The organism is Serratia symbiotica (assembly GCF_000821185.2).
Lineage (GTDB): Bacteria > Pseudomonadota > Gammaproteobacteria > Enterobacterales > Enterobacteriaceae > Serratia > Serratia symbiotica.
The window spans coordinates 713,487-736,107 of the sequence record NZ_CP050855.1; the positions used below are offsets into that span (position 1 = coordinate 713,487).

21 protein-coding genes, 1 tRNA gene and 7 pseudogenes are annotated in these 22,621 nt (G+C 48.6%); 9 read left to right on the forward strand and 20 right to left on the reverse strand.

The annotated features are described in order from the left end of the window. Positions 1-25 precede the first annotated feature (25 nt). From srlD to srlA, 4 genes are read right to left on the reverse strand one after another with little or no spacing between them, the layout of a single operon-like run. On the reverse strand, positions 26-805 hold the full coding sequence (gene srlD / locus SYMBAF_RS03610) for a sorbitol-6-phosphate dehydrogenase (RefSeq protein ID WP_040263078.1): 780 nt from the start codon (positions 803-805) through the stop codon (positions 26-28). A gap of 13 nt (positions 806-818) precedes the next feature. Continuing rightward, positions 819-1,187 (reverse strand): PTS glucitol/sorbitol transporter subunit IIA, encoded by a 369-nt coding sequence (locus SYMBAF_RS03615; RefSeq protein ID WP_040263076.1) that lies wholly within the window; start codon positions 1,185-1,187, stop codon positions 819-821. Positions 1,188-1,202: 15 nt separating this feature from the next. Beyond that, positions 1,203-2,243 carry a PTS glucitol/sorbitol transporter subunit IIB gene (srlE, locus tag SYMBAF_RS03620; protein ID WP_419789493.1) on the reverse strand — a complete coding sequence of 347 codons (1,041 nt, stop codon included), beginning with the start codon at positions 2,241-2,243 and terminating at the stop codon, positions 1,203-1,205. A gap of 11 nt (positions 2,244-2,254) precedes the next feature. After that, positions 2,255-2,803, reverse strand: coding sequence for a PTS glucitol/sorbitol transporter subunit IIC (srlA, locus tag SYMBAF_RS03625; protein ID WP_040263073.1), 549 nt, complete (start codon positions 2,801-2,803; stop codon positions 2,255-2,257). 87 nt (positions 2,804-2,890) lie between these two features. Between srlA and SYMBAF_RS03630 the strand changes: the two genes are divergently transcribed. Next, complete coding sequence (locus SYMBAF_RS03630) at positions 2,891-3,169, forward strand: hypothetical protein (RefSeq protein WP_152609016.1); 279 nt, start codon at positions 2,891-2,893, stop codon at positions 3,167-3,169. A gap of 74 nt (positions 3,170-3,243) precedes the next feature. Then, positions 3,244-4,450, forward strand: a pseudogene (locus SYMBAF_RS03635) (IS256 family transposase). A gap of 71 nt (positions 4,451-4,521) precedes the next feature. Here SYMBAF_RS03635 and SYMBAF_RS03640 read toward each other — a convergent pair. Beyond that, positions 4,522-4,880: pseudogene (locus SYMBAF_RS03640) on the reverse strand (hypothetical protein). 371 nt (positions 4,881-5,251) lie between these two features. Beyond that, complete coding sequence (locus tag SYMBAF_RS03645) at positions 5,252-6,151, reverse strand: EamA family transporter (RefSeq protein ID WP_052447627.1); 900 nt, start codon at positions 6,149-6,151, stop codon at positions 5,252-5,254. A gap of 146 nt (positions 6,152-6,297) precedes the next feature. Here SYMBAF_RS03645 and SYMBAF_RS03650 point away from each other — a divergent pair, with 146 nt between their 5' ends. Beyond that, positions 6,298-6,987 carry a hypothetical protein gene (locus tag SYMBAF_RS03650; RefSeq protein ID WP_040263068.1) on the forward strand — a complete coding sequence of 230 codons (690 nt, stop codon included), beginning with the start codon at positions 6,298-6,300 and terminating at the stop codon, positions 6,985-6,987. Positions 6,988-7,086: 99 nt separating this feature from the next. Here SYMBAF_RS03650 and SYMBAF_RS18285 read toward each other — a convergent pair. The 6 genes and pseudogenes from SYMBAF_RS18285 to dnaQ form a co-directional block, all read right to left on the reverse strand. After that, positions 7,087-7,170 (reverse strand): annotated as a pseudogene (locus tag SYMBAF_RS18285) (DUF1493 family protein); the annotation flags it as partial. A 29-nt stretch (positions 7,171-7,199) separates the two neighbouring features. Next, positions 7,200-8,403, reverse strand: a pseudogene (locus tag SYMBAF_RS03660) (IS3 family transposase). 211 nt (positions 8,404-8,614) lie between these two features. After that, on the reverse strand, positions 8,615-9,919 hold the full coding sequence (gene yjjJ, locus SYMBAF_RS03665; protein WP_040263460.1) for a type II toxin-antitoxin system HipA family toxin YjjJ: 1,305 nt from the start codon (positions 9,917-9,919) through the stop codon (positions 8,615-8,617). Positions 9,920-9,978: 59 nt separating this feature from the next. After that, positions 9,979-10,467 (reverse strand): integrase arm-type DNA-binding domain-containing protein, encoded by a 489-nt coding sequence (locus tag SYMBAF_RS03670; protein ID WP_052447625.1) that lies wholly within the window; start codon positions 10,465-10,467, stop codon positions 9,979-9,981. A 254-nt stretch (positions 10,468-10,721) separates the two neighbouring features. Beyond that, positions 10,722-10,798: transfer RNA gene (locus SYMBAF_RS03675), tRNA-Asp, on the reverse strand. Between the two features lie 125 nt (positions 10,799-10,923). Then, positions 10,924-11,667: a DNA polymerase III subunit epsilon gene (dnaQ, locus tag SYMBAF_RS03680; RefSeq protein ID WP_040263066.1), complete on the reverse strand. Its 744-nt coding sequence runs from the start codon at positions 11,665-11,667 to the stop codon at positions 10,924-10,926. A 55-nt stretch (positions 11,668-11,722) separates the two neighbouring features. Here dnaQ and rnhA point away from each other — a divergent pair. Next, positions 11,723-12,205 (forward strand): annotated as a pseudogene (gene rnhA, locus SYMBAF_RS03685) (ribonuclease HI); the annotation flags it as partial. Here rnhA and SYMBAF_RS03690 read toward each other — a convergent pair. After that, a complete protein-coding gene (locus SYMBAF_RS03690; protein ID WP_040263062.1) occupies positions 12,202-12,921 on the reverse strand; it encodes a methyltransferase domain-containing protein in 720 nt (239 codons plus the stop codon). The pseudogene rnhA and the gene SYMBAF_RS03690 overlap by 4 nt on opposite strands. A gap of 50 nt (positions 12,922-12,971) precedes the next feature. On the opposite strand from SYMBAF_RS03690, the gene gloB reads away from it, so the two are divergent. Beyond that, positions 12,972-13,727: a hydroxyacylglutathione hydrolase gene (gene gloB / locus SYMBAF_RS03695; RefSeq protein ID WP_040263061.1), complete on the forward strand. Its 756-nt coding sequence runs from the start codon at positions 12,972-12,974 to the stop codon at positions 13,725-13,727. Positions 13,728-13,798: 71 nt separating this feature from the next. Further along, the gene (mltD, locus tag SYMBAF_RS03700) at positions 13,799-15,163 is read left to right on the forward strand and encodes a murein transglycosylase D (protein ID WP_173424332.1); all 1,365 of its coding nucleotides are present in this window, start codon (positions 13,799-13,801) and stop codon (positions 15,161-15,163) included. Positions 15,164-15,390: 227 nt separating this feature from the next. Here mltD and SYMBAF_RS03705 read toward each other — a convergent pair whose 3' ends face one another. After that, positions 15,391-16,167 carry an endonuclease/exonuclease/phosphatase family protein gene (locus SYMBAF_RS03705; RefSeq protein ID WP_173424330.1) on the reverse strand — a complete coding sequence of 259 codons (777 nt, stop codon included), beginning with the start codon at positions 16,165-16,167 and terminating at the stop codon, positions 15,391-15,393. Between the two features lie 369 nt (positions 16,168-16,536). Here SYMBAF_RS03705 and SYMBAF_RS03710 point away from each other — a divergent pair. Beyond that, positions 16,537-17,711: pseudogene (locus tag SYMBAF_RS03710) on the forward strand (IS3 family transposase). A 3-nt stretch (positions 17,712-17,714) separates the two neighbouring features. Here the strand turns inward: SYMBAF_RS03710 and SYMBAF_RS03715 are convergent. From SYMBAF_RS03715 to SYMBAF_RS03735, 5 genes and pseudogenes are all read right to left on the reverse strand, one after another. After that, on the reverse strand, positions 17,715-18,032 hold the full coding sequence (locus tag SYMBAF_RS03715; RefSeq protein ID WP_052447624.1) for a hypothetical protein: 318 nt from the start codon (positions 18,030-18,032) through the stop codon (positions 17,715-17,717). A gap of 3 nt (positions 18,033-18,035) precedes the next feature. Beyond that, on the reverse strand, positions 18,036-18,566 hold the full coding sequence (locus SYMBAF_RS03720) for a hypothetical protein (protein ID WP_052447623.1): 531 nt from the start codon (positions 18,564-18,566) through the stop codon (positions 18,036-18,038). Further along, the gene (locus SYMBAF_RS03725; RefSeq protein WP_237162930.1) at positions 18,563-18,802 is read right to left on the reverse strand and encodes a hypothetical protein; all 240 of its coding nucleotides are present in this window, start codon (positions 18,800-18,802) and stop codon (positions 18,563-18,565) included. The genes SYMBAF_RS03720 and SYMBAF_RS03725 overlap by 4 nt, the downstream gene beginning before the upstream one ends. 35 nt (positions 18,803-18,837) lie before the next feature. Continuing rightward, a pseudogene (locus SYMBAF_RS03730) lies at positions 18,838-18,983 on the reverse strand (IS6 family transposase); the annotation flags it as partial. A gap of 50 nt (positions 18,984-19,033) precedes the next feature. Next, positions 19,034-19,984, reverse strand: a complete 951-nt coding sequence (locus tag SYMBAF_RS03735; RefSeq protein ID WP_040263058.1) for a DMT family transporter — start codon at positions 19,982-19,984, stop codon at positions 19,034-19,036. 397 nt (positions 19,985-20,381) lie between these two features. Here SYMBAF_RS03735 and lpcA point away from each other — a divergent pair, with 397 nt between their 5' ends. After that, positions 20,382-20,963, forward strand: a complete 582-nt coding sequence (lpcA, locus tag SYMBAF_RS03740) for a D-sedoheptulose 7-phosphate isomerase (protein ID WP_040263057.1) — start codon at positions 20,382-20,384, stop codon at positions 20,961-20,963. An 84-nt stretch (positions 20,964-21,047) separates the two neighbouring features. Continuing rightward, positions 21,048-21,821 (forward strand): class II glutamine amidotransferase, encoded by a 774-nt coding sequence (locus SYMBAF_RS03745; RefSeq protein WP_040263055.1) that lies wholly within the window; start codon positions 21,048-21,050, stop codon positions 21,819-21,821. Here SYMBAF_RS03745 and dpaA read toward each other — a convergent pair. Continuing rightward, the gene (gene dpaA / locus SYMBAF_RS03750; protein ID WP_040263053.1) at positions 21,818-22,546 is read right to left on the reverse strand and encodes a peptidoglycan meso-diaminopimelic acid protein amidase; all 729 of its coding nucleotides are present in this window, start codon (positions 22,544-22,546) and stop codon (positions 21,818-21,820) included. The two genes, SYMBAF_RS03745 and dpaA, sit on opposite strands and share 4 nt — an antisense overlap. Positions 22,547-22,621: the final 75 nt, after the last annotated feature.

A 22,621-nucleotide genomic window follows, 5' to 3' on the forward strand; every position in this document is an offset into this window, starting at 1 on the left:
CATGCAATCGCATGAAGCCGAATGGTTAAAACATAACCTGACCACCGGTTATATTGATCGATTGGCCTGTGCAATATGAAACTTTATCACTGGCATAAAACAGCAACGTATCCAACACATCCTGATAATCACATCCACGCTTCAATGGAACCTTATCAATGTAATATTGTTCGACCTGATCTTCCCTGATACCCAGTTTTTCCGCATATTGTGGGAGCAATGACTGGAACATGGGTGACTTGAGCAAATTACCCAGCATCAGGGAATGAACGGTGATGCCGTACTCCGCCAAATCCAACGCTAACGACTGAGTCAGCCCCACACCGCCGAACTTGGCCGCACTGTAACCGGAGTTATGCTTACTGCCCACCTTGCCGGATTTGGAGTTAATCTGAATGATTCTCCCTGCGGCCTTATCACGAATCATCAGCTTTGAAAACTCTCTGGCGCAGAGGAAATATCCCACCAGATTCACATTGAGAGACAGGTTAAAATCGCTCAGTTTGAATTGAGTGATCGACGCAGCTTTCGCGGTGCCGGCGTTGTAAACAAGCAAATCAGTACGCCCAAATGTTTCATCGACCGCTTTCGCCAGGGAAATAACGCTATCTTCATCAGCCGCGTTCACCTGGAATCCAGCCGCATGTCCTTTTCCATGCGATTGGTTAATTTCCGCCGCTACTGTTTCGGCATTGCCGCCATTAAGGTCTGCAACGGCCACTTTATAACCCGCATCTGCGAGACCTTTACAAAGGAAAGCCCCCAGTGTTTGCCCCCCTCCGACAACTACAGCAATCTGTTCCATTTTTCTCTCCTTATTAATTACTTAATACTCGAAATTTCTGTCCGGGTTCGATAACGCCAGGCGTAGGGCCTTCGACGTGAACCGTCCCCGGAAACTCTGCCTCTTTAGTGCCATCGAACCATATAGTGATGTGTCCGAGCTCCCGTAGGTTTGTTTCCGCTACCGACCCAACCGCAGTTATGGGCCAGCTATACTCACCAATCGTGATCACAGAACCAGGTAGCAAAGCCTCCGCCAGACTAATTTCAGGGTGATGGATAAAGCAGTATTCAGCTACTTCTGCTGGAGCACCTTCTCCAAAGGTAATAATGAAATTATCCTCAAGTGATTCAGCCGCATTTACCCCAGTGGAAACGAATGTAGATTCGTAAATTGTTCTCATACATATTTCCGTTAATTACTGATAAATGAATCCGGACGCAGCCCAGGCCAAAAGGACAGTTGGCGTGCCGGTAAGAAATCGCCCAACCAGAACGGAAGGCACACCCACCCGAACCGTATCCTGGCGCGCTTCAGCCAGAGACAACCCGACAGGAATAAAGTCACATGAAGCCTGAGAGTTAATGGCAAACAGTGCAGGCAATGCCAAATGCGGCGGAATGGTGCCCTGCCCAATCTGCACGCCCACCAGTACACCGATAACCTGCGCAATGACCGCGCCTGGCCCCAAAAATGGTGAAAGCAAAGGGAAAGAACATATCAGGGCCAGAGTGACTAATCCGATTGGGCTGTTAGCCAAAGGCGTCAGGCCGTGTGCGATAAAATCACCCAGCCCAGAGGCCATGATGATGCCAATAAGAGCTGAGACAAACGCCATAAACGGCAGAATGGTTTTGATAACGGTATCAATGGTTTCCCGTCCAGCCTGAAAGAAGACAGCGACCACCGAGCCCATTCCCATACCGACCTTGGCCAAGAGGCCGTCACTCTGCTCAGTAATTTTTTTGGTCGTATCATAGTCACGATTTTTATTGTCAGCGTCGTCGGCAGCCTTTTGCGGTTGCGACTCAGCTAATACCTGAGAGGGGGCGGCGGATGACGATACGACAGGTGCGGCAGCATCTCCTTGTTCTACTGAACGGATGTCACCGACTTTAACGCCGGAAACATAAATATCTTCCGTAATAAACTGCGCCAAGGGTCCGGATTTGCCTGTCGCATGCATGTTGATAGTCGGGATCCGGCGTTTAGGATATAGACCGCAGCGAAGCGTGCCGCCACAGTCGATAACCGCAACACCAATTTCCTCTGCTGGCGGTTCACCCTCTTTAAACCCGTCGACGGCTTCCCAGCCAGTCAGTTCTTTCAACTTATCAACAATCGCCGGCCTGGTACCTGCAGTGATGTAAACAATTTTTTTACCTGATTCTGGTTTTAGAAACAGCGGCCCGCCCCAGCCACTTTCCCCTTTATGAATTTCAATCGTGTTAGACATCATGCACTCCGCTCTTATAAACGAACCTGACGGTCAAGTTGTATACGCATTTTTCTTTCGAAAATGGTTGTAGTGAGATCGGTCACCCAACCCCGGAAAAAGTTCATCACCATACCAACCAAAAGATAGCTGACGGCCAATGGCCCCAGCGGGAGGTTCAGCGTGGTAAGGCCATTGGCAATACCCAAATAAACAAACAACTCACCCGGATTGATATGAGGGAACAGTCCATTCATTGAATGGCAACTGTAGGATGCCGAGGCGTAATAGCTAGGCTTATACTTCTCAGGCATGAATCGTCCCAGACTCAACGTCATCGGATTACAGAAAACGAAGGTCCCAATAACCGGCAGAAACAGATAGCGCGAAACCGGATTGCCAGCGCAGCGTTGCGCCAGAGCCTCAATTCGTTTCTGACCGACAAAAACGATCAAAGCATTCATAATAACTAACAGACTGATAAGTAAAGGAAGGATACCTGTCACCATGCCGACAAACACCTCCCCCCCCTTCTGAAAGATCCCGATAAACCATTCGGCTCCGTGGGTAATTACTTCGATCATTTCAATCCCCCATCCTTTCGATATAACACATAAATGTTTCAGTTAGATTGGTAAAGTACATCAATTAAAAACAAAAAAAGATGCAGAGTGTCACAAAGTGAAATGCAAAAAATTAAAATAAATTTCTCAGTGAAAAAAACTTCGTTAAACGGTCATGCAAAGTATGACAGTGTTCAGGATATGGCAGCGTTCAGGATGAGAAGCGAACTCTCCCTAAAAGACGGGCGGACACAGGGCGAAGCGCCTGAAATGAAGTACAAATTTATGTTGCGCCACAAAGCCGGATTTTCAGTGAAAGAACATCATCCGGGCGCGCCTCAAGACGCAAACCGAGCGGTCCAGGACATAAATATGATGAATATTTAATTGGAGCCTGTAATTTAAATTGTGTAATTGCCTGTTTTTGATATGTTCACTCCAACAACGGAGACAGGCAAATTATGGACGACAAGAAACTCAGAGCCCTTGCGGCGGAACTGGCTAAAAGCCTTAAAACCGAAGCCGACCTCAATCAGTTTTCCCGGATGCTGACGAAATTAACCGTCGAAACAGCGCTCAATGCGGAACTGACTGACCATCTCGGGCATGAGAAAAATGCACCTAAAACCGGCACCAACACCCGCAATGGCTACTCGTCAAAAACGCTGCTCTGCGACGATGGCGAAATCGAACTGAACACGCCGCGTGACCGTGAAAATACCTTCGAACCGCAGTTGATTAAGAAAAACCAGACGCGTATTACGCAGATGGACAGCCAGATTTTATCTCTGTACGCCAAAGGCATGACCACGCGTGAAATCGTCGCCACCTTCAAAGAGATGTACGACGCCGATGTGTCACCCACGCTGATATCTAAGGTCACCGACGCCGTAAAAGAGCAGGTTGCTGAGTGGCAAAACCGGCAGCTGGATACGCTGTATCCCATTGTTTATCTGGACTGTATTGTCATAAAAGTCCGCCAGAATGGCAGCGTAATAAACAAAGCCGTTTTCCTGGCACTGGGTATCAACACTGAAGGCCGGAAAGAGTTGCTGGGGATGTGGCTAGCCGAAAATGAAGGCGCAAAGTTCTGGCTGAATGTGCTGGCGGAGCTGAAAAATCGTGGCCTTCAGGACATACTGATTGCCTGCGTGGACGGTCTGAAGGGCTTCCCGGATGCGATAAACAGCGTCTATCCGCAGACACATATCCAGCTGTGCATCATCCATAGGGTGCGTAACAGCCTGAAATACGTGGCGTGGAAAGACTACAAAGCCGTCACCGGCGGGCTGAAAATGGTGTATCAGGCTCCGACAGAGGAAGCGGCGTTGATGGCGCTGGTACATTCGCGGGTGTCTGGGACGATAAATACCGCAAATCAGCAAAAGCTGGCGTGCGCACTGGGAAAATCTCAATACGTTCTTCGGCTACCCGCCTGATATTCGGAAAGCTATCTACACCACGAATGCGATTGAGTCGCTAAATAGCGTGATCCGACAGGCGATAAAGAAACGTAAGGTGTTCCCGACAGACGACTCAGTGCGGAAAGTGATTTATCTGGCAATCAAGGATGCGTCAAAAAAATGGAGTATGCCGATCCAGAACTGGCGGCTGGCGATGAGTCGTTTTATTATCGAGTTCGGTGACCGCCTGAGCGATCACCTTTAATACGCTGGCAGTTACACAGAATTAGGGACAGGCTCAAGGTTCTTTCCCTCTTTTGATTTTTTGCATTCCTTTCATTCATTTTTCTCTCCCCATAGATCTGCACTAACCAGAGTTATACGAAGATCGCTTATCTGTCTTTTAACTGCAAAAAGCTCTGTTTTTGTTAAAACGCTTCCATCACTTTTATTTTCAAGGTGATTGAGTAGCTTGTTCAGATTCTGGGATATGTCTGCTAAAGATTTCCAGGCTTCTATATTGATTGGTGGAACGGCTACAGGAAGCTTATCAAGCGAAGCCATTCACCCTTGCTTTTGTCGCCACGTCTTGCGTTGAGAAGCTGTAGTTCATCACCATTTAATCTTACGCTTATGCAGTGTGTCCTAAGTAGAACGTTGAGGTGGCTGATTTTTATTGATTTTGTTAAAAGTATTTTCCATACGAACGCCTTTCATATGTTTCAAATATTTTAATTAGAAGCATATTCCTTATGCTTAGATTATTTATATTGCACAAGCGAAAAATGTCAATGCATGACCTTGATTTTGCTTTTAATTTTTCAACCGAAGGGCGAAAAACAAGGGCAACTTAAGAAGCGTAGCTTCGATAAGTTAGCCCTTGCTAAAGTTTATTATTTGATAATAGGACGGTAATGGTATAATAAATTAAATGTATTTTATATAGAGTGTGTAAGTGGACCTTAAATAAGGTGATGCGAAGAGAAAAACTGTTCAATTTTGTTATGCTGAAGATGATAGATAAGATGCTTGCTGGAGAGGCACCTTATCTAAGCAGATAGATATATTATACTGCGTTAAATATTTTTTCTTTTTTCCTATTCTGATATCTTGTTGCGTTTAGAAAAATAAATATACCAACAATGACAATCATAGCCGAAAGTAATTTCCCCGTACTTAGTCTTTCACCTAGGAAAATATAAGATGTTATAATTCCAGATATTGGAACAAATAATGATAGTGGTGCTACCTCCGTTGCAGGATATTTTTTCATGAGATTATTCCATATCATATATCCTATTATCGTTGTTATATAAGCTTGAAAAATAACAGAGAAAGCAGAACCTATGGTAATATCATGTGGTATTGATAAAATGGTCTGCCATCCTTTTACCAGAATAGTCATTACAAGAACTGCTGGAGCAGAGAATAAGCTTGACCACACGATAAATGCTATCATGTCAACAGGTTTGGAAATTTTAACCACTATATTGCAAATTGCCCATGATATCGCTGCAATTATAACTAAAAAGATTCCTTTGACTGTTGATTCTTGACCAGAGAAGTGAATGATCATTATCAGTCCAAGACAAGCGAAAAAGATACCAATCATGTGTATCTTAGTGATTTTTTCTTTTAAAAACAAAAAACTTAGAATGATTGTGAAAAATGCACTGAATTGTAAAAATACGGAAGAAAGGCCAGCCGAAAGTCCATTGAACATAGCGAAGTTAACCACCCACCATAGACCAACGCCAAAGAAAATACCGTATATAGCTAAACTTATGAAGGATACGTTAGATGGCTTTTTTATAAAGAACACAAGCGGAAAAGCACAAAGTGTGAATCTTAGGAATGTAAGTATAAAGGGATCTAAATCTTTTAGACCCATTTCTATAATTGCAAAGTTCCCCCCCCAAAGCACCGTGATGAGAAATCCAATAAATAAATCAACTTTTTTGGCCATTGTATGTCATTCACTCTGAATCCATGTTAGGGCATCACTTGTATCATAAAGTAAACTTTTTTGAAACAAATTGGCAATTGACGAAACAAAAAATGGGTTTTATTTTACATTTCCACTTGTCAATATGGCAATGAATAGAGTTAAGTATGGGCATATTTGATATAAATAAACATCGGTATGATTACTTCTATAATTTTGTAACCGTTGTTGAAGGTTTAATACCAGTAGATATATGTGATAATTTAACGGATAGAGTGAATATTATTATTTCCCAGGGAGTAATTGATCATGTTAAGCATTCTGGCTTAGGAACTGATGCTGTCTCTGATTTAGGTGGTGAATATAATCATCATATATTTAAAGGTCCTGATATTAGAACATATCTTCCTGAGCTAAATGCTATATATCATTCAATAGTCCCTCTTATCAGCCTGATTACTTGTTCAGATGCGGTTATATCACCATATCCTTTATCGGATATTAACATTAAGGCCTATCCTCCCGGTGGTGGGACATTGGGGCTTCACTATGATACTAATGGAATAACAGTTCTTTTATTTTTAACAGAGAATACCGAAGCACCATTGCGTATGCAAATTGAGAGAAGCCATCCAAGTAAAAAGGAAAATTGGATTGAGCATAAAAATATTTATGCAAAAAAAGGTGCCCTACTTGTGATGCAGGGTAGAAAAACACTTCATGATAGTGAGCCAACAATAACAGAACAAAAATTATCAGTAGTTTATAATTTCTATGAGCGACACGATACATACAGGCATGAGGATTTTGATGGATTTGTTTATTATGGGAAAGAACCTAGGAAATTAAATAAATAGTATTAAGAATGGTCGATTTAGCAGTCATCCTATTTTTATTATACCTGACAGTGTTATAGCGTATGAGGATCTTGACTGATATAAATATAATGGATATTTTTAGATGCGGGATATCCTTTCGTATCCTTCATACAGCCACTTTCCCGCTTTCACTGAGGCAATGATCATATCTACAGTGATCTTGACCCGCTATCTTCAGACAGCTTTTGTCTCTAAGTTAACGTTATCCGCTGATGTCGGTATTCCCTCGGTGAGAGGTATCCTAGTGCGCTGTGCGGATGGTTTTCATTGTAGTGCTCGAACGCTGTGGCAAGATTTACCAGCGCCGTTCTCACATCCGGTTTTGGCATGAAGGCGATGTAATCGCTCTTCATCGTTTTCACGAGCCGTTCGGCCATGCCGTTACGCTGTGGACTGCTCACCGCCGTTGTACAGGGCTTCAGGTTCAGTTCCATCGCCAACCGCCTTGTTTCATGCGCCGCGTACGCTGAACCGTTGTCCGTCAGCCACTGGATGGCATTTTCCGGTAATTTATTACCGAACCGCTTTTCCACTGCGCCCAGCATCACATCCTGCACTGTGCTGCTGTCGTAACCGCCCGTACTGACTGCCCAGTCTATGGCTTCCCGGTCACAGCAGTCCAGTGCGAACGTCACCCACAGCTTTTCACCATCATTGCAACCGAATTCGAAGCCATCAGAACACCAGCGCAGATCGCTCTCAGCCACTGCAACTTTGCCGTTATGTTCACGCTGTGGCCGCTGCGGTTTATTGTGCTGCAGCAACAGGGCATTCTCGTTTATGACACGGTAAACGCGCTTCGCGTTCACTGGCGGATATCCATCGTTGCGGGGCTGCCTGCGCAGCACTGCCCACACCCGACGATAGCCATAACCCGGCATATCGTTGATGATGACGAGGATGCGCGACAACAGCTCAGCATCTGCGGCGTCGTTCCGTCTGTTGCCACGCCCGTCCTGCCATTGTTCAGAACGATTGACCCGTAATGATAACTGTGCACGCGACACGTCTAAAGCCCGGCTGACCTGTGCTATTCCTTGTCCTTTGGTAACCTGGGCGCATGCGCTATCCATTTTCGCGACTGACCGTACTCCACCGCTGCTTTCAGGATCTGATTCTCCATTGTCTTCTTACCCAGAAGACGCTGAAGCTCCCTGATTTGTTTCATCGCGGCGACCAGCTCTGACGCCGGAACGACTTCTTCTCCGGCAGCTACTGCGGCGAGACTGCCTTCTTGGTACGGCTCCACTTGAACAGCAGGCTGGGCTGAATACCATGCAGCCGGGCAACATGGGATACCGACATTCCCGGCTCCATCGACTGCTGAATGATGGCGATCTTTTCCTGAGGCGTTTTACGCCGACGGGCTTCATGCCCCAACAGTATTCCGGTCATCTTAAAATTAGAACCAGTGTTAGACATATATCTAAGCCTATCTCTTAAGTTAAGAGACGTCTACTGCCTGGTTTTTCGTGGGGCCTGCTCAGTGCGTCCTCCTGATGACGAAGTTTACGTATTACCTGTAGCTACGCTGTTTATTTACCCCGCACGCTTTGAACTATATTGAGCTGGAAAATGAGTGGATCAGTAAAGTTGAGCTAGCTTTTTATCCTAGACGGGCGATACGCGATCTGGCCTCGTCAAGATGATGGCGTAATGCCTCAAGGCATGGGACGAAATTGGCGGAGAAACGCTCGCAACTGCTAGCTATAACAAAGAAGTTCTCAGCCAAACCCAGCGCTTCCTGCCAGATATCCCGGCTAATTACTTCCGGTAGTGATGCCGGTCGAAGCTTGTTCACGATTGCGCCACCCGTTCTGGGAGCGAACCCCATAGGCAGAATGTCGTAGGCCGGTGCAAGGTGATACGGGCGACCGTGGCTGCTGATGAACGACAAGTTCCCGTGGTGCATGTCGGTATTGCCAATTAGCATCCCAAATGCCCAAAGCCGGGCGGTACCAACTGCGGCATCAGGATGGACATGCCCTTCCGTAACAAGGCTGTTAACCAGAACAGGCCAAGGGGCCCTGGTATTGCCGACAAACTCTGCATCAAGCGCCCGCAGTGAGAAGACGCCAATACGGCCCAGTTGGCCAACGCGGTCGAATCGGGGGATCTCGATGAAGCGCTGACTACCAAAATCATATACCTCAGTTTCCACACCAAGCACCCTCAGCGCCAAGTGCTCGGCCAACAGAAGGTCGCGCCAACGTTCGCTAACCGGATTATCGTCTGGGGCCGAGAATTTCACTAAGACGTGACCACGTTCTGTATAGGTGCAAAATTTCGGCTGTTCACCCCCTGCAGATGACCCTGGTGCTTCACCGGCTCCAGCCGCTAACGCCAACGCAGGGTACGCTGTGGCGCGCTCAACTGGGGTGGGTTCTGGCATCTCAAAGAAACGCTCTCGTGCTTGTTCCCCTATCAGCAGGTTGCCGATAGCATCATGACCATGTGCAAGCAACGCCCTAACGACATCCGAGTCGGCCCATTGCTCTGGATTTGCCAGCAGGCCGAGATCAGTCGCATACGTTGATGCGTAGGCTCGTCCGAGATACCCTTGTGGTCGCATGTCAAACAGCCACCACGGCAGCCCGTCGCTATGGAGACTTACGTTGTTGGTCTGCACCATGACAAATCCCTCAGGATGAACCGGAATGAGTTCGCCAAGGGGTATAATGCGTCCTTCATCAGTGATGCGGTAAATGGGGGCAGACCTGAATCCGCGATAAACATCGCGTAGAGCGTATTGAATAGATGGCCCAGCTCCGATTCGAACAATGTCATCGCCAATATCTCTCAATGCGCGGGACAGCGTTGGCTGGCTAATGCTCATTATCTCAATGAGTTGCCGAGCTTGCATCGGGCCTTGGCTGAGCAACCGGCGTATCGTGTCAGAGCGAGTAGGCATAATGTTGAATTGCTTTTTGAATAGATAGATGAATGCATATCCTATCACTTGATTTACAGCTAGTCACCCCCGGAGGGAATTGAACCGCCCCGGAAATGAGCTGCACCCCAAAAGTTGGACACCGGGGCCTGTCCTATTACCGGAAAAACATGCTTCTCCAGTGAACGCCAGATGTCATCGGCATGGACTTCGGAAATACCACTGGTCTTTTTAATGGCAAACCATTTTGTTGCCACGTTGATAAACAAACTGTCTGTCGTCTTCTTCTCCTGCTCCAGCTTTTTCGGATCAATGCCCTGAGCCAGCAGGCCCGGATAGTCATTGTGAAGGGGGCGGGCAGCAGCCAGTGAGAGGGCTGGATAATAGCCGAGTGTAATATTGGTACGGGCGGTGGAATTTGGCCACTGGTAACGGAAACGCCAGATTTTTTTCCCGGAAGTTCTGACAGAAAGCGTCAGTCCGTGACCATCCGGCAGATCATAATCTTTATCGGCGGGTTTTGATTTTTGTACAGCTGCGGCAGAAAGCAGACAGCGGATAATGGTCATGGTTCACTCCTCAGGTTGTCGTCAGTATTGAGCGACAGGGATGACGTGATATCCCGTTCCACAACCACTAACCACTTATCAGCCATAAATTCAAAAATGGCCCACGAAATTTTCTCTCTGGTCGCGTAGGCCATTTTACACCGGATACCCCGGTATACAGAGGGACAATTTCAGACATAAAAAAACCGTATCTCTTTGAGAGAGATACGGTTTTTTTATGTCCAGAGGTATAAGAATACCCCAGAATAAATAAGTGGCGGAACGGACGGGGCTCGAACCCGCGACCCCCTGCGTGACAGGCAGGTATTCTAACCAACTGAACTACCGCTCCGCGCCATTCCCTCTTACGGGGGAACGAGGCGCATAATACGGATGCCCTTCAGTGCCGTCAATGCCTTTTTCTCAACACATGAACCGTTTGCACAGTTTTTCAGCGAAGCCCACGTAAATGCCGTTTTACTCCACTGCTGGTGCGCGCCATAAGCAACTGCCGCCCTTCTGCGCCACCAGATCCAAACGCGCCTCATGAGCCGCCAGCTCTTTATCGCTGGCGTAGACCACTTTCATCGCCATCGCCGGGCGAACGATGCGTTGAATATCCTGGGCGGAATTGGTCTGCTGGGTGTCGCCTTCCATCTGAAACGTCATTGATGTCTGACCGCCGGTCATCGCCAGATAAACTTCTGCCAAGATCTCGGCATCAAGCAATGCGCCGTGCAGCGTGCGCTTGCTATTGTCTATCTCATAACGGCTGCACAGGGCATCAAGATTGTTGCGCTTGCCAGGGAACAAACGGCGCGCCATCAGCAGGCTGTCGGTAATGGTACAGAAGGTCTCGGTCTTCGGGATGCCCTGTTGTAGCAGGCGGAATTCGTGATCCATAAAGCCGATGTCGAACGCCGCGTTATGGATAACTAACTCACCGCCACGGATGAAATCGAGAAACTCATCGGCTATCTGATCGAAGGTCGGCTTATCGGCCAGGAACTCATCGCTTATACCGTGTACGCCATAAGCTTCTGGATCTACCAGCCGATCCGGCTTAACGTAGACATGGTAGTGACGCCCCGTCAGACGGCGGTTAATTACTTCCACCGCACCGATTTCAATGATGCGGTGACCTTCGTAGTGCACCCCAAGTTTGTTCATACCGGTGGTTTCGGTATCAAGGACGATCTGTCTGGTGGTGGTTGAGATCATATTACAGTGCTCACAGCGTTCGTTTATGTCAGACTTGGTTTTTAGAACTGATAGGAAGAGTCTACCAGAGATGCTCAAACAGGTAGAAATTTTCACCGACGGCTCTTGCCTTGGCAATCCCGGGTCCGGGGGGTATGGCGCAATATTGCGTTACAAGCAGGTCGAGAAGACCTTTAGCATGGGTTATCACCTGACCACCAATAACCGTATGGAGTTGATGGCAGCGATCGTGGCGTTGGAAGCGTTGACTGCACCCTGTAAGGTGATCCTTAGTACCGACAGCCAATACGTGCGCCAAGGCATTACCCAATGGATCCTTAACTGGAAGAAGCGTGGCTGGAAAACCGCCAATAAGCAACCCGTCAAAAATGTTGACTTGTGGCAACGCTTGGATCTGGCCATCCAGCGTCACACCATCACATGGGAATGGGTCAAGGGCCACGCTGGTCATGTGGATAACGAACGCTGCGACGTATTAGCGCGTGATGCGGCTGGCAATCCAACTCAGGAGGATGTCGGCTATCAGCCGGAAGCTTAAGGAATCTTACGGTAGCTCTTAATCGCGCCCACTGCGCGACTGAGAGACGGCTTTCTCACCCCCATTTTCATCGGCGTTGGTGTCAACGGTAATGTACGCTTGCGCGCCACAATCACACTCATGCACCCCAGAGCTGGCAAGTGGGTGCATAGAAACTTGTTGTCCTTGTGCTGCCAGGGTAGTACGTGAAAACGCGCTTGATGCAACACTTCGTAATTCAGCAAGCTAAGCCAATCCAGCACACGAATCTGGCTTAACATTCGGCTGGCATAAGGCTGGCGATGGCGCAGCCAGGGAACCAACTTGCCTATCCCCAGCAGGCTAAACGGATTGAAGCCGCTGATCACCAACCAGCCGTCGTCGATCAACACCCGATCAACCTCACGCAGTAAGCGATGAGTATCGTCGGCATAGCACAGCGTATGCGCCAACAAACAGGCATCGACTGACTTGGTGGCAAAGGGGAGTGGGCAGTTTTCAGCAATCACCTGTAGCCCGGCCCCTGCCAGCCCCACATTGACCTGATGTGAGATAGCGCATTTATCTGTCGCCAAGTCGGCGCTGAGGTCGCCGAGCTTCAACAGGTGGAAACCAAACAGCTTTGGCCACCAGGGTTGCAACTGCTGTTCAAGCGCCCCACGGTAGTACTCTCCCCATGGCAGCTCAGACCATGACGGTGGGTCAGTGAGCTTTTGTAGAGTGCGGGCTGGTTTCATGATTTATTATCTTCTTTTTATTTCAAGCTGCTGCTAACGAGAAGGACAATATGAATCTTATCAGTATTCCTGCTTTACAAGATAATTACATTTGGTTGCTTGATGATCAACATGGACACTGCGTCATCATCGATCCGGGTGAGTCAGCGCCAGTGCTTGGGGCATTACACCGCCTGAAGCTAATACCCGATGCGATTTTGCTAACCCACCACCATCAGGATCACGTCGGCGGCGTGACGCAGGTTGTGGCGCACTATCCCAACTTGCCGGTGTACGGGCCGCAGGAAACGGCAGACAAAGGGGTGGATCATGTGGTACACGATGGTGAAAAATTCGAAATCAATGGCCGCCAATACGTGACGATTGCGCTGCCCGGACATACGTTAGGCCACGTGGCATTCTATAGTGCGCCTTATCTGTTCTGCGGCGACACCATGTTCTCAGCCGGTTGCGGAAGACTGTTTGAAGGTACCGCAGAACAAATGTACCACTCATTTCAACAACTCGCACAACTTCCCGATAACACCTTAATTTGTTGTGCGCATGAATATACGCTTTCGAACCTCAAGTTTGCGCGGGCTGTTTTGCCGGAAGATCGAGAGATTGAAGTATATCAACAACATGTTGAAGCATTAAGGGCAAAAAACCAACCCAGCGTACCGACCAACTTGCAATTAGAGCGAAAAATCAATCTATTTTTACGCTGTCATGATTATGATTTACAAAAGAAATTAGGCTTTAATTCGCCACCAAAGCAGCTTCATTCGGTTTTCTCCGAGTTACGCCTGCGGAAAGACAACTTCTAAGCTTTTAGTTGTGGTATTTGGCTCAGCCAAGTATGATTGCTCGTCTTTTAAGCAACTATATTGATACACACATGAAGGCAAAAGCGATATTTCTCGCCTCAGTCTTGCTAGTAGGATGCCAGTCGTCCAAGCAGGACGCACCGGCTCCAGAACAGCATGCACAGAGTTTGTCTTCGGCAGGTGAAGCAAAAGAGTACACAACGAATAGTCGAGCTAGCTCGGCGCGGTGGCTAGATAGCCATAGCGCTTCCGCGCAACAAGACCTGTGGAATTCTATTAGCGACGAGCTGAAGATGGAGGTTCCGGAAAATTCCCGGATCCGTGATCAAAAAATAAAGTACCTGAAAAGTAAGAGCTATCTCCACGATGTAACATTACGCGCGGAGCCGTATATGTACTGGATAGTCGGGCAAGTTAAGCAACGTAATATGCCGATGGAATTGGTACTGCTACCCTTAGTGGAGAGCGCTTTTGATCCACACGCCACGTCAAGTGCCAATGCCGCAGGGCTATGGCAAATCGTACCGCAAACGGGCCGTCATTACGGTTTAAAAAACAATCAGTGGTATGACGGGCGACGTGATGTTGTGGCCTCAACGACCGCTGCGCTTGACATGATGCAGCGCTTGAACCGCATGTTTAATGGCGACTGGTTACTGACAGTAGCCGCCTATAACAGTGGTGAAGGCCGTATGATGCAAGCGGTTAAAGCAAACAAACGCCAAGGTAAACCCACCAATTTCTGGGCATTGTCGCTTCCGCGTGAAACATCAATTTATGTTCCGAAAATGCTGGCGCTGAGCGACATTATCAAACATAGCAAGAAGTACGGTATCAAGCTTCCAAAGACTGATGAAAACCGTGCACTAGCGCGTATTGATGTCGGCCAGCAGATGCAACTGGCCCAAGCGGCTGAGATGGCTGGGCTTTCCATCACCAAAATGAAGGCTTACAACCCAGGCTATAAAAAAGGCGTTACCGCCCCCAATGGACCCCATTATATCATGGTACCCAAAGGGCATGCCGCTCGGTTGAAAGATTCGCTGGCCGATGGTCGGATCGCCGTGACTCAGCCAACGCTTTCGTTAGTGAAGAACAGCGATTTGTCTGGCGGCGGTTGGTATAAAGTGCGTTCCGGCGATACCATATCGGGCATTGCAAAGCGCTTGAATATCAAGAGCAGTAATTTGCAGAGTTGGAATAACTTACATGCCAAGAGCGCCTTAAAAGTCGGACAAACCCTGCAAATAACCAGTAATAGCAGCATCACCTATCAGGTTCGTAAAGGTGACTCGCTGGTTAGTATCGCACGTCGTCACGGTGTCGATGTTGACGATGTGATGAGTTGGAACTCAACGCTCGGCAGAGGTAGCAGCTTGCAGCCCGGTCTTAAACTGACCTTGTTTGTTGGCAATAAGATAACGCCGGATACCTAAGAGCCTGTCCCAGTAGGCGTATATTATTATTGCCGTCAGTTTGCCCACGGACAGTGCGCAACAACTGGCGCGTACTGTCCGTGGGGATAGTGAGCACGGCCCAGATCCTCAATGGCAAATAAAATAGCCTAATGGGATAGGTTCTAAATATTCGGCATAAAATAAGCCCCCGTCAATTAAGCATCTGGTGGGGCTTTTTACTTCTCAGCGTCAGTCTTGCCTGCTGTCTAGCTCCGGTGGAATTCTACCAGCAGTGGGTTATGATCCGAGGCGCTGGTCTCCAACACCGATGATTTCACCACCCGAAGATCCCGATAAAACACAAAGTCCAACGGGCGGCCAAAAGCCTTGCGGCGATAATCGTCGATAAAGTTCACCTCACGTAACGCCATACCACTGGCGAACTCATACAGTGCATTAATACGTTTGCGGTTCCAGGCATTAAAGTCCCCGGCCATAATCACCGGTCCCTGATGGTTGACGATTTGCTCGCCGATCGGCCACAACTGCCTGCTGTAAACATCAACCCCCAGGCTAAAATTTACCGCATGGATATTCACCACCATCAATAGCTGATCATTGAACAACGGGTAGACGGTAATCAGGGCCGATTTTGCTAGGCGCAGCAAAGGTTCACGCTCACGCAGCGGGCAGCAATATACCGGATGTGCCGCCGCCAGCGTCATCACACCGGATGGATGTTGCGGCAGTACGAATGCTGGCACCTGATCGGTTGCTAGATAGTTGTCGATGGCGAAACTAACCAGTTCCGGGGTGGTTTGCGCCTCTTGCAGCAGCACCAGCTGTGCATCCTTGCCATAGCTTTTCAGTCCCCAAAGCCAATCGGCCCGCTGCTGTTTAAAGATGTTCCACACCATCACCCGCAGGGTACCAACAGTAGGCAATGCGGCCGTTGGCGACAATGGCTGATTGATGGCACCAGGGAAAATTCGCTTAACTGGCTGGCCTGCAACATACCTCAAAGCATAAGTTCGTTTCAGCAAGATATTCGCCTATTTCCAATTTGAATGAAATTGGCGAAGAAGTCCCCACCAACAATGGATTGATTATACGCCTGCCTTATTCTATTCATTATGCTGAGAACCTATCCCATTAGGCTATTTTATTTGCCATTGAGGATCTGGGCTGTGCTCACCATCCTCACGACCTCCCACTAGACGCCGGTTATGGCGCTCTGTCCGTGTGTAAACTGGCGGCAACAATGTACGTCTGCTGGGATAGGCGCTTAGTTTGAGATAAAGATTTATAAAGGATGATGCTCTCAACGTATAGCTTAACTTGTAGTGGCATAGTTAATTTGGCCCCCTAAATAGAGGTGATATCATCGGCTCATAGTCAAAACAGGTGACATTATGACCGGACGTAACAGACGTAATTTTAGCGCCGAGTTTCGTCTCGAAGCTGCCCAGCTTGTACTCGATCAGCATTACACCGTTGCCACCGCTGCTACGGCAATGAATGTCGGCAAATCCACGATGGATAAGTGGGGCCGCCAGTTGAAAGAAGAGCGAGCGGGAAAATCACCCATAGCTTCACCCATGACACCTGAGCAGATTGAAATACGCGAGCTGAAGAAAAAACTTCAACGCGTTGAAATGGAAAGAGATAGATTAAAAAAGGCTACCGCGCTCTTGATGTCAGACTCCCTGAACAGTTCTCATGAGTTGAGAAACTCAGGGCGTGGTTTCCTGTTGCCGTTGTGTGCAACGTGTTTGGGGTTCATCGCAGCAGCTACAAATACTGGCGGCAGCCAAAAAAGCCTGATGCCACACGGGTGGCATTACTCAGTCTTGTCGGTGAAAGTTATCGCGAAAGTAACAGCTCCGCAGGCGCACGTAATATTGCCGCGATGGTCACGAACAAAGGTGTAAAACTAAGCCGCTGGCGGGCACCCAAGCTAATGAAAGAACTTAATCTCATCAGCTGTCAGCAGCCTGGTCATCGATATAAGAAGGCGTCTAAGGAACACGTAGAGATCCCCAATTATCTGGAACGCCAGTTTGCAGTAACAGAGCCTAATCAGGTGTGGTGCGGTGATGTGACTTATATCTAGACGGGTAAACGCTGGGCTTATTTAGCCGTTGTGCTTGATCTGTTTTCCCGTAAATCGGTTGGCTGGGCGCTGTCATTTTTCCCAGACTCTGCACTGACAGCGAAAACGCTGTCCATGGCCTGGGAAGCGCGAGGAAAGCCCGCTGACTTGCTATATCACTCGGATCAAGGCAGCCACTATACCAGCAGGAATTTCAGACAGTTACTGTGGCGATATCAGATATAGCAAAGCCTGAGTCGCAGAGGAAATTGCTGGGATAACAGCCCGACGGAACGTTTTTTTAGAAGTCTGAAAACGGAGTGGGTGCCGGATAATGGATGCGTGAATTTTAGCGAAGCCAGCACGGCGATAACTCATTACATCACGGGATATTACAGTCAGATCAGACCTCATCAATATAATGGTGGTTTGACGCCGAATGAATCAGAACGATTGTTCTGGAAAAACTCTAACGCGGTGGCCAGTTTTAGTTGACCACTACACATAGGCACTGCTACTAGTTTTTCCCATCCCATCCGGAACAATACTCTCACCCAGAAACCCAATGGCATCCCCAGTATCGATGTTAAGTTTATTATCTAGTTTCACTACAGCATCAAATATTCCCCTAGATAATGCATGTTGCATCCATACCGGCAAATGCGCGTATTGCTTTCCATCCGGTTCCATAAATTCAGGAGCCAGTGAGATCCAGAACAGTTCCCCGGATGGCTCATTTTGGTCAGTGAGTATTTTGGCTAGGCCGAATGGATGGGATTTACCCTTTAGGTCAAAAGACATTTTACGTATCACCATGATCTAGTTTCCTTTTTTCAGAATACCGCCACTTGGCAAAGGTGCCGCCTGCCCATTTTGCTTTGCCCCGTTGTGCTGTCGTTTTCTGAGTCCATCACCTTTATCAGTCACACAAAAACAATCCATCTTCGGAAATACCGACAACGGGGCCAGTCCCATGTATAACGAATAAAACTCAAGCCAAGTGTAGTCTTTCTCCGGGGCGGGTTTACAGATCGATTTCACCAGCACAAAGGTTGTTGAGTACTGTAGTGTCTGACCGTTGTACGTATTTTTCTGGTAATCCTTGTTCAGGTGCTCGGCCACCACTTCTCCGTCAGCCATACACTGCAGCGCAACGGCAGAGTCCATCGTTTCGGCTTTAAGCACTGACCCAGGTGCCGAGGTTTCAGTCAGTTGGATACCGCCATACCACATCCGGTTCGTTCCCACCAGCCAGGGGGCCTGTTTCTCTCGGCCAATGAGTTCCATCATTTCATCCAACGTGGCGTAGTTTTCTCCATTTTTATTACGGGCAGGAAAACAGATTTTCATTCTGGCAGTCCGCAGAGTGGCATGGTGGCTTCTGTCACAGGCGGCAGAAGAACAAAGTTTGTTTTATCGAAGACAAGTTTTTCACTCTGCATGCTCGCAACGGTCATCGGCACCTGATAACCTGTCGCCTTGGTGATCAAGTCTCCGTTGATACCATGCTCGAAACCCTTCTGGCTTAGCTTCAGGTAATAACCACCACCATTGAGCGTAAGAGTTTTCTGAGTAATGATAATCACTTTATCCTGGGTACGAGTCAACGTGGACTGTTCTGGCGGTGAAGCGTGGAGTGGTCGACGGCAACGCCACGTTTTGTCATCATTACTTCCAGATCGCGCAGGCTCAGTACCAGCGGACACATTGCGCGATGATAACGACTGGATAGTGTAATTGTTTAAGGGCTTGTCGGAGCAAAGTCAGGTGACATAATAAAAAACAGCCTGTTACCCTGACTATCTCTTAATGCGAAACTATCCTCCAGTGTGCCCACTCGGTTTGATGCCCAGTGCCCCGATAACACCTGCTACCAGACAGGTAATCCCGGCTAAGGTGAGCAACGGAGGCCACGCTTGACGCAGCAAGAAAGTGTACGCCAACCCGGCGAGGATTTCGAAAACAATCAATGGCCCAACTAAAACCGTTGGCAAACGCTGACTGGCCTCGTTCCAGCAGAGTGCGCCAATCCACGAACACAGCACGCCAATGGCGAACATCAGTGGAATAAACACCTCAGGCCGTGGGCCGAGCGGCAAGGGAAATGCCGTATCAGTGACGCTCAGTTGCCCACAAACGACCACATAGCCCAGCAGCGCCAGCGGAAAGGTTACCACGCCTTGTGCCGTGGCCCAGGTGGCAGGCCGCGTTCCCGGATTTTTACGCAACCAGCGAGCGTTACGCAAAGGAAACCACGTCCAGCATGCCACTGCGATAACGGCCAGCACCAAGCCGCTGCCATAACGCCATGGGTCAACCGGAACCAGGTTCGCCTTTAACTCAGCAATATTGACCAACACCAGCCCTAGCGCAATTACCAACAGCGCAGGAGTTAACTTTCGCCAGGATAGGCACCCTTCGTCGTGGCCATAAAACAGGTTGGCCGCCACGGAGATCATTACCGGTAATGTACCAATAATCATGGTTGAAACCGGGGCACCGGTACGTTGAATGGCGCTGGCCAGGCAGAAGTAATACAGCAGGTTGCCAATAACCGTCAGTTTCAGTGTTTCCAGCCAGTCTGCGCGCGTTAGACGCCGTAGCCGGTTGCGGTCGAACCAGGCCAGCGGTAAGGAAATAAGCCCAAAAGCCAAATAACGGGCGGTCGACTGCAATGCAGCCGGGTACTCCGGTACGATGATGGGGCCGATGAAGACCAGCCCCCACATCATGCCTGCTGCCAGCGCAAATAAAACGCCAATAACCATACATGCTCCATCAACAGAATAAGAACCTATCCCATTAGGCTATTTTATTTACCATTCTGGATCTGGGCAGTGCTCACCCTCCTCACGGACTCCCTGTACGCTCCGGCTGTTGTGCGCTGTCCCTGTCCAAACTGGCTGCAACAATGCATGCTTAATGGGATAGGTTCTAATTTATTGTCAAATTTGGCGTATGTAGCCATAAGACAAGGCTCCAAACTGTTACCCCATTCTACGACGACTGAATCAGTTTAAGTGACTTTTTTAGTAATAATGTGTTTTGCACTACAGCAATTATCATGAATCTTCAAGGCAGGCTGTTTGCCTGACAGTGCTTCTCGGTTTTTCCGCGATCCGGTACACTGCAAGATGGAAGATTGACGATAACAAGAGGTTCTTCATGTACCACGATCTTATTCGCAGTGAACTGAACGAAGCGGGCGACACTTTGGCGAAATTTATCAGTGACGATGCCAATATCGACGCCATTCAACGTGCGGCAGTGCTGCTGGCGGACGCCTTCAAAGCTGGCGGCAAAGTGATCTCCTGCGGCAATGGCGGCTCCCATTGTGACGCGATGCACTTCGCCGAAGAACTGACCGGTCGCTACCGCGAAAACCGCCCCGGCTATCCGGCTATTGCGGTTTCCGATGTCAGTCACCTGTCCTGCGTCAGTAACGATTTTGGCTACGACTATGTGTTTTCACGCTATGTGGAAGCGGTGGGTCGTGAAGGCGATGTGTTGCTGGGTATTTCCACTTCTGGTAACTCCGGCAACATTATCAAAGCCATCGAAGTGTCGCGCGCCAAGGGGATGAAAGTGATTACCCTAACCGGTAAAGACGGCGGCAAAATGGCGGGTTCCGCCGATGTGGAAATCCGCGTGCCACACTTTGGCTATGCTGATCGCATTCAGGAGATCCATATCAAAGCGATTCACATCTTGATTCAACTGATCGAAAAAGAGATGATCAAGGCATAATTGCTAATGCGAAGAAAGAAGAGTATGGGGGCAGCATGTTGCACCCATACTAGGCAGTGTCCGTGTGATTAAGGAGTGCTGGCGATGTGTGAATTGCTTGGGATGAGTGCAAATGTCCCAACCGATATCTGCTTTAGCTTTTCCGGATTGCTCCAGCGTGGTGGCCGAACTGGGCCACATAAGGATGGCTGGGGCATTACCTTCTATGAAGGGAACGGTTGCCGCACCTTTAAAGATCCACAGCCGAGTTTCAACTCGCCGATCGCCCACCTGGTACAGGACTACCCCATACAGTCCTGCGCAGTGGTTTCGCATATCCGCCAAGCCAACCGTGGCAAAGTGGCATTGGAAAATACCCACCCTTTTACCCGTGAGCTGTGGGGGCGCAATTGGACCTATGCACATAACGGCCAACTCAAAGGCTACCGCCAGTTGAAAACCGGTACTTTCCGTCCGGTAGGCCAGACTGACAGTGAGTACGCTTTCTGTTGGCTATTGCATCAGTTGTCTGTGAAATACCCGCGTACTCCCAGCCATTGGGCGGCGGTATTCCGCTATATCGCGCAGTTGGCGGATCAACTGCGCCAGAAAGGGGTGTTCAATATGCTGTTGTCGGATGGCCGCTTTGTGATGGCTTATTGCTCCAACAACCTGTGCTGGATCACGCGTCGCGCACCTTTTGGCAAGGCCACGTTGCTTGATCAAGATATTGAGATTGATTTTCAGCAGCAGACCACACCTGATGATGTGGTTACGGTGATCGCTACTCAGCCGCTGACCACCAACGAAACCTGGAACAGGATCGCGCCAGGTGAGTTTGCGTTATTTCACTTTGGTGAACGGCTGGCTCTGGGTTAATAAGTGGGGGGGGACATGGCTGACGTGTACTGTGCCATCGTGTTATTGCTCATCAGCGGGCGATTCAGCACATACTGACCATTGGCGACAGCCATCCTGGGGGGCTGCTGGTTTTTGACGAAGTAGTTGTAGCCAGGTTCCAACTGCCGCCAGAAGGCGATGTAGCTCGATGAGCGGTGGCGTTGCAAGTTCTGTTTGGTCATGCGGAACGGATAGATGCTGATATCAATGCGGCTCTGACCATAGGCGAAAGCGGCGGCGACATAGCGGTAAATCTCACCCATAGCGGTATTGGTCATTGCGTAGCAACCTATCGATTTGCATTCACCGTGGATCATCAGATAGGCACCAGAATATCCTTGAGCTTTGTCGTAATCATTTGGGAAGCCGATATTAATCGCCCGATAATACTGGCTGTCGGGTTTCAGATGGCGTACGTCAATACTGTAAAAGCCTTCTGGACTTTTAAAATCACCTTGCTGGCGCTTTGGGCCGAGACCACCAGAGAAACTACAGATACGGAAGGACTTCGCTAGACGGAATTGGTCACCGATTTTGGTATACAATTCCAGCGTGCGCTCTTCTTTGAAGATCTGAATATAGACCGGCGCACCGACTAATTGCTGTTGAACGACCGGCAGTGTGGGTAGCTGCGTGTTAGCGCTGCAAGCTGTGAGTATCGGCATAGCAAGAAACATCGCAAACCACAGCGCGATTTTGCCCATCATTTATTCCTATAATTATATTCATTTTATCTGCTGACTAAGAACCTATCCCAGTAGGCTATCTTATTTGCCATT

What these genes read in the sequence shown, in the direction of transcription:
- srlD (WP_040263078.1), bottom strand. Translation starts at nt 805, where the DNA reads ATGGAACAGATTGCTGTAGTTGTCGGAGGGGGGCAAACACTGGGGGCT.
- SYMBAF_RS03615 (WP_040263076.1), bottom strand. Translation starts at nt 1,187, where the DNA reads ATGAGAACAATTTACGAATCTACATTCGTTTCCACTGGGGTAAATGCG.
- srlE (WP_419789493.1), bottom strand. Translation starts at nt 2,243, where the DNA reads ATGATGTCTAACACGATTGAAATTCATAAAGGGGAAAGTGGCTGGGGC.
- srlA (WP_040263073.1), bottom strand. Translation starts at nt 2,803, where the DNA reads ATGATCGAAGTAATTACCCACGGAGCCGAATGGTTTATCGGGATCTTT.
- SYMBAF_RS03645 (WP_052447627.1), bottom strand. Translation starts at nt 6,151, where the DNA reads ATGGCCAAAAAAGTTGATTTATTTATTGGATTTCTCATCACGGTGCTT.
- SYMBAF_RS03650 (WP_040263068.1), top strand. Translation starts at nt 6,298, where the DNA reads ATGGGCATATTTGATATAAATAAACATCGGTATGATTACTTCTATAAT.
- yjjJ (WP_040263460.1), bottom strand. Translation starts at nt 9,919, where the DNA reads ATGCCTACTCGCTCTGACACGATACGCCGGTTGCTCAGCCAAGGCCCG.
- SYMBAF_RS03670 (WP_052447625.1), bottom strand. Translation starts at nt 10,467, where the DNA reads ATGACCATTATCCGCTGTCTGCTTTCTGCCGCAGCTGTACAAAAATCA.
- dnaQ (WP_040263066.1), bottom strand. Translation starts at nt 11,667, where the DNA reads ATGATCTCAACCACCACCAGACAGATCGTCCTTGATACCGAAACCACC.
- SYMBAF_RS03690 (WP_040263062.1), bottom strand. Translation starts at nt 12,921, where the DNA reads ATGAAACCAGCCCGCACTCTACAAAAGCTCACTGACCCACCGTCATGG.
- gloB (WP_040263061.1), top strand. Translation starts at nt 12,972, where the DNA reads ATGAATCTTATCAGTATTCCTGCTTTACAAGATAATTACATTTGGTTG.
- mltD (WP_173424332.1), top strand. Translation starts at nt 13,799, where the DNA reads ATGAAGGCAAAAGCGATATTTCTCGCCTCAGTCTTGCTAGTAGGATGC.
- SYMBAF_RS03715 (WP_052447624.1), bottom strand. Translation starts at nt 18,032, where the DNA reads ATGGTGATACGTAAAATGTCTTTTGACCTAAAGGGTAAATCCCATCCA.
- SYMBAF_RS03720 (WP_052447623.1), bottom strand. Translation starts at nt 18,566, where the DNA reads ATGAAAATCTGTTTTCCTGCCCGTAATAAAAATGGAGAAAACTACGCC.
- SYMBAF_RS03735 (WP_040263058.1), bottom strand. Translation starts at nt 19,984, where the DNA reads ATGGTTATTGGCGTTTTATTTGCGCTGGCAGCAGGCATGATGTGGGGG.
- lpcA (WP_040263057.1), top strand. Translation starts at nt 20,382, where the DNA reads ATGTACCACGATCTTATTCGCAGTGAACTGAACGAAGCGGGCGACACT.
- SYMBAF_RS03745 (WP_040263055.1), top strand. Translation starts at nt 21,048, where the DNA reads ATGTGTGAATTGCTTGGGATGAGTGCAAATGTCCCAACCGATATCTGC.
- dpaA (WP_040263053.1), bottom strand. Translation starts at nt 22,546, where the DNA reads ATGGGCAAAATCGCGCTGTGGTTTGCGATGTTTCTTGCTATGCCGATA.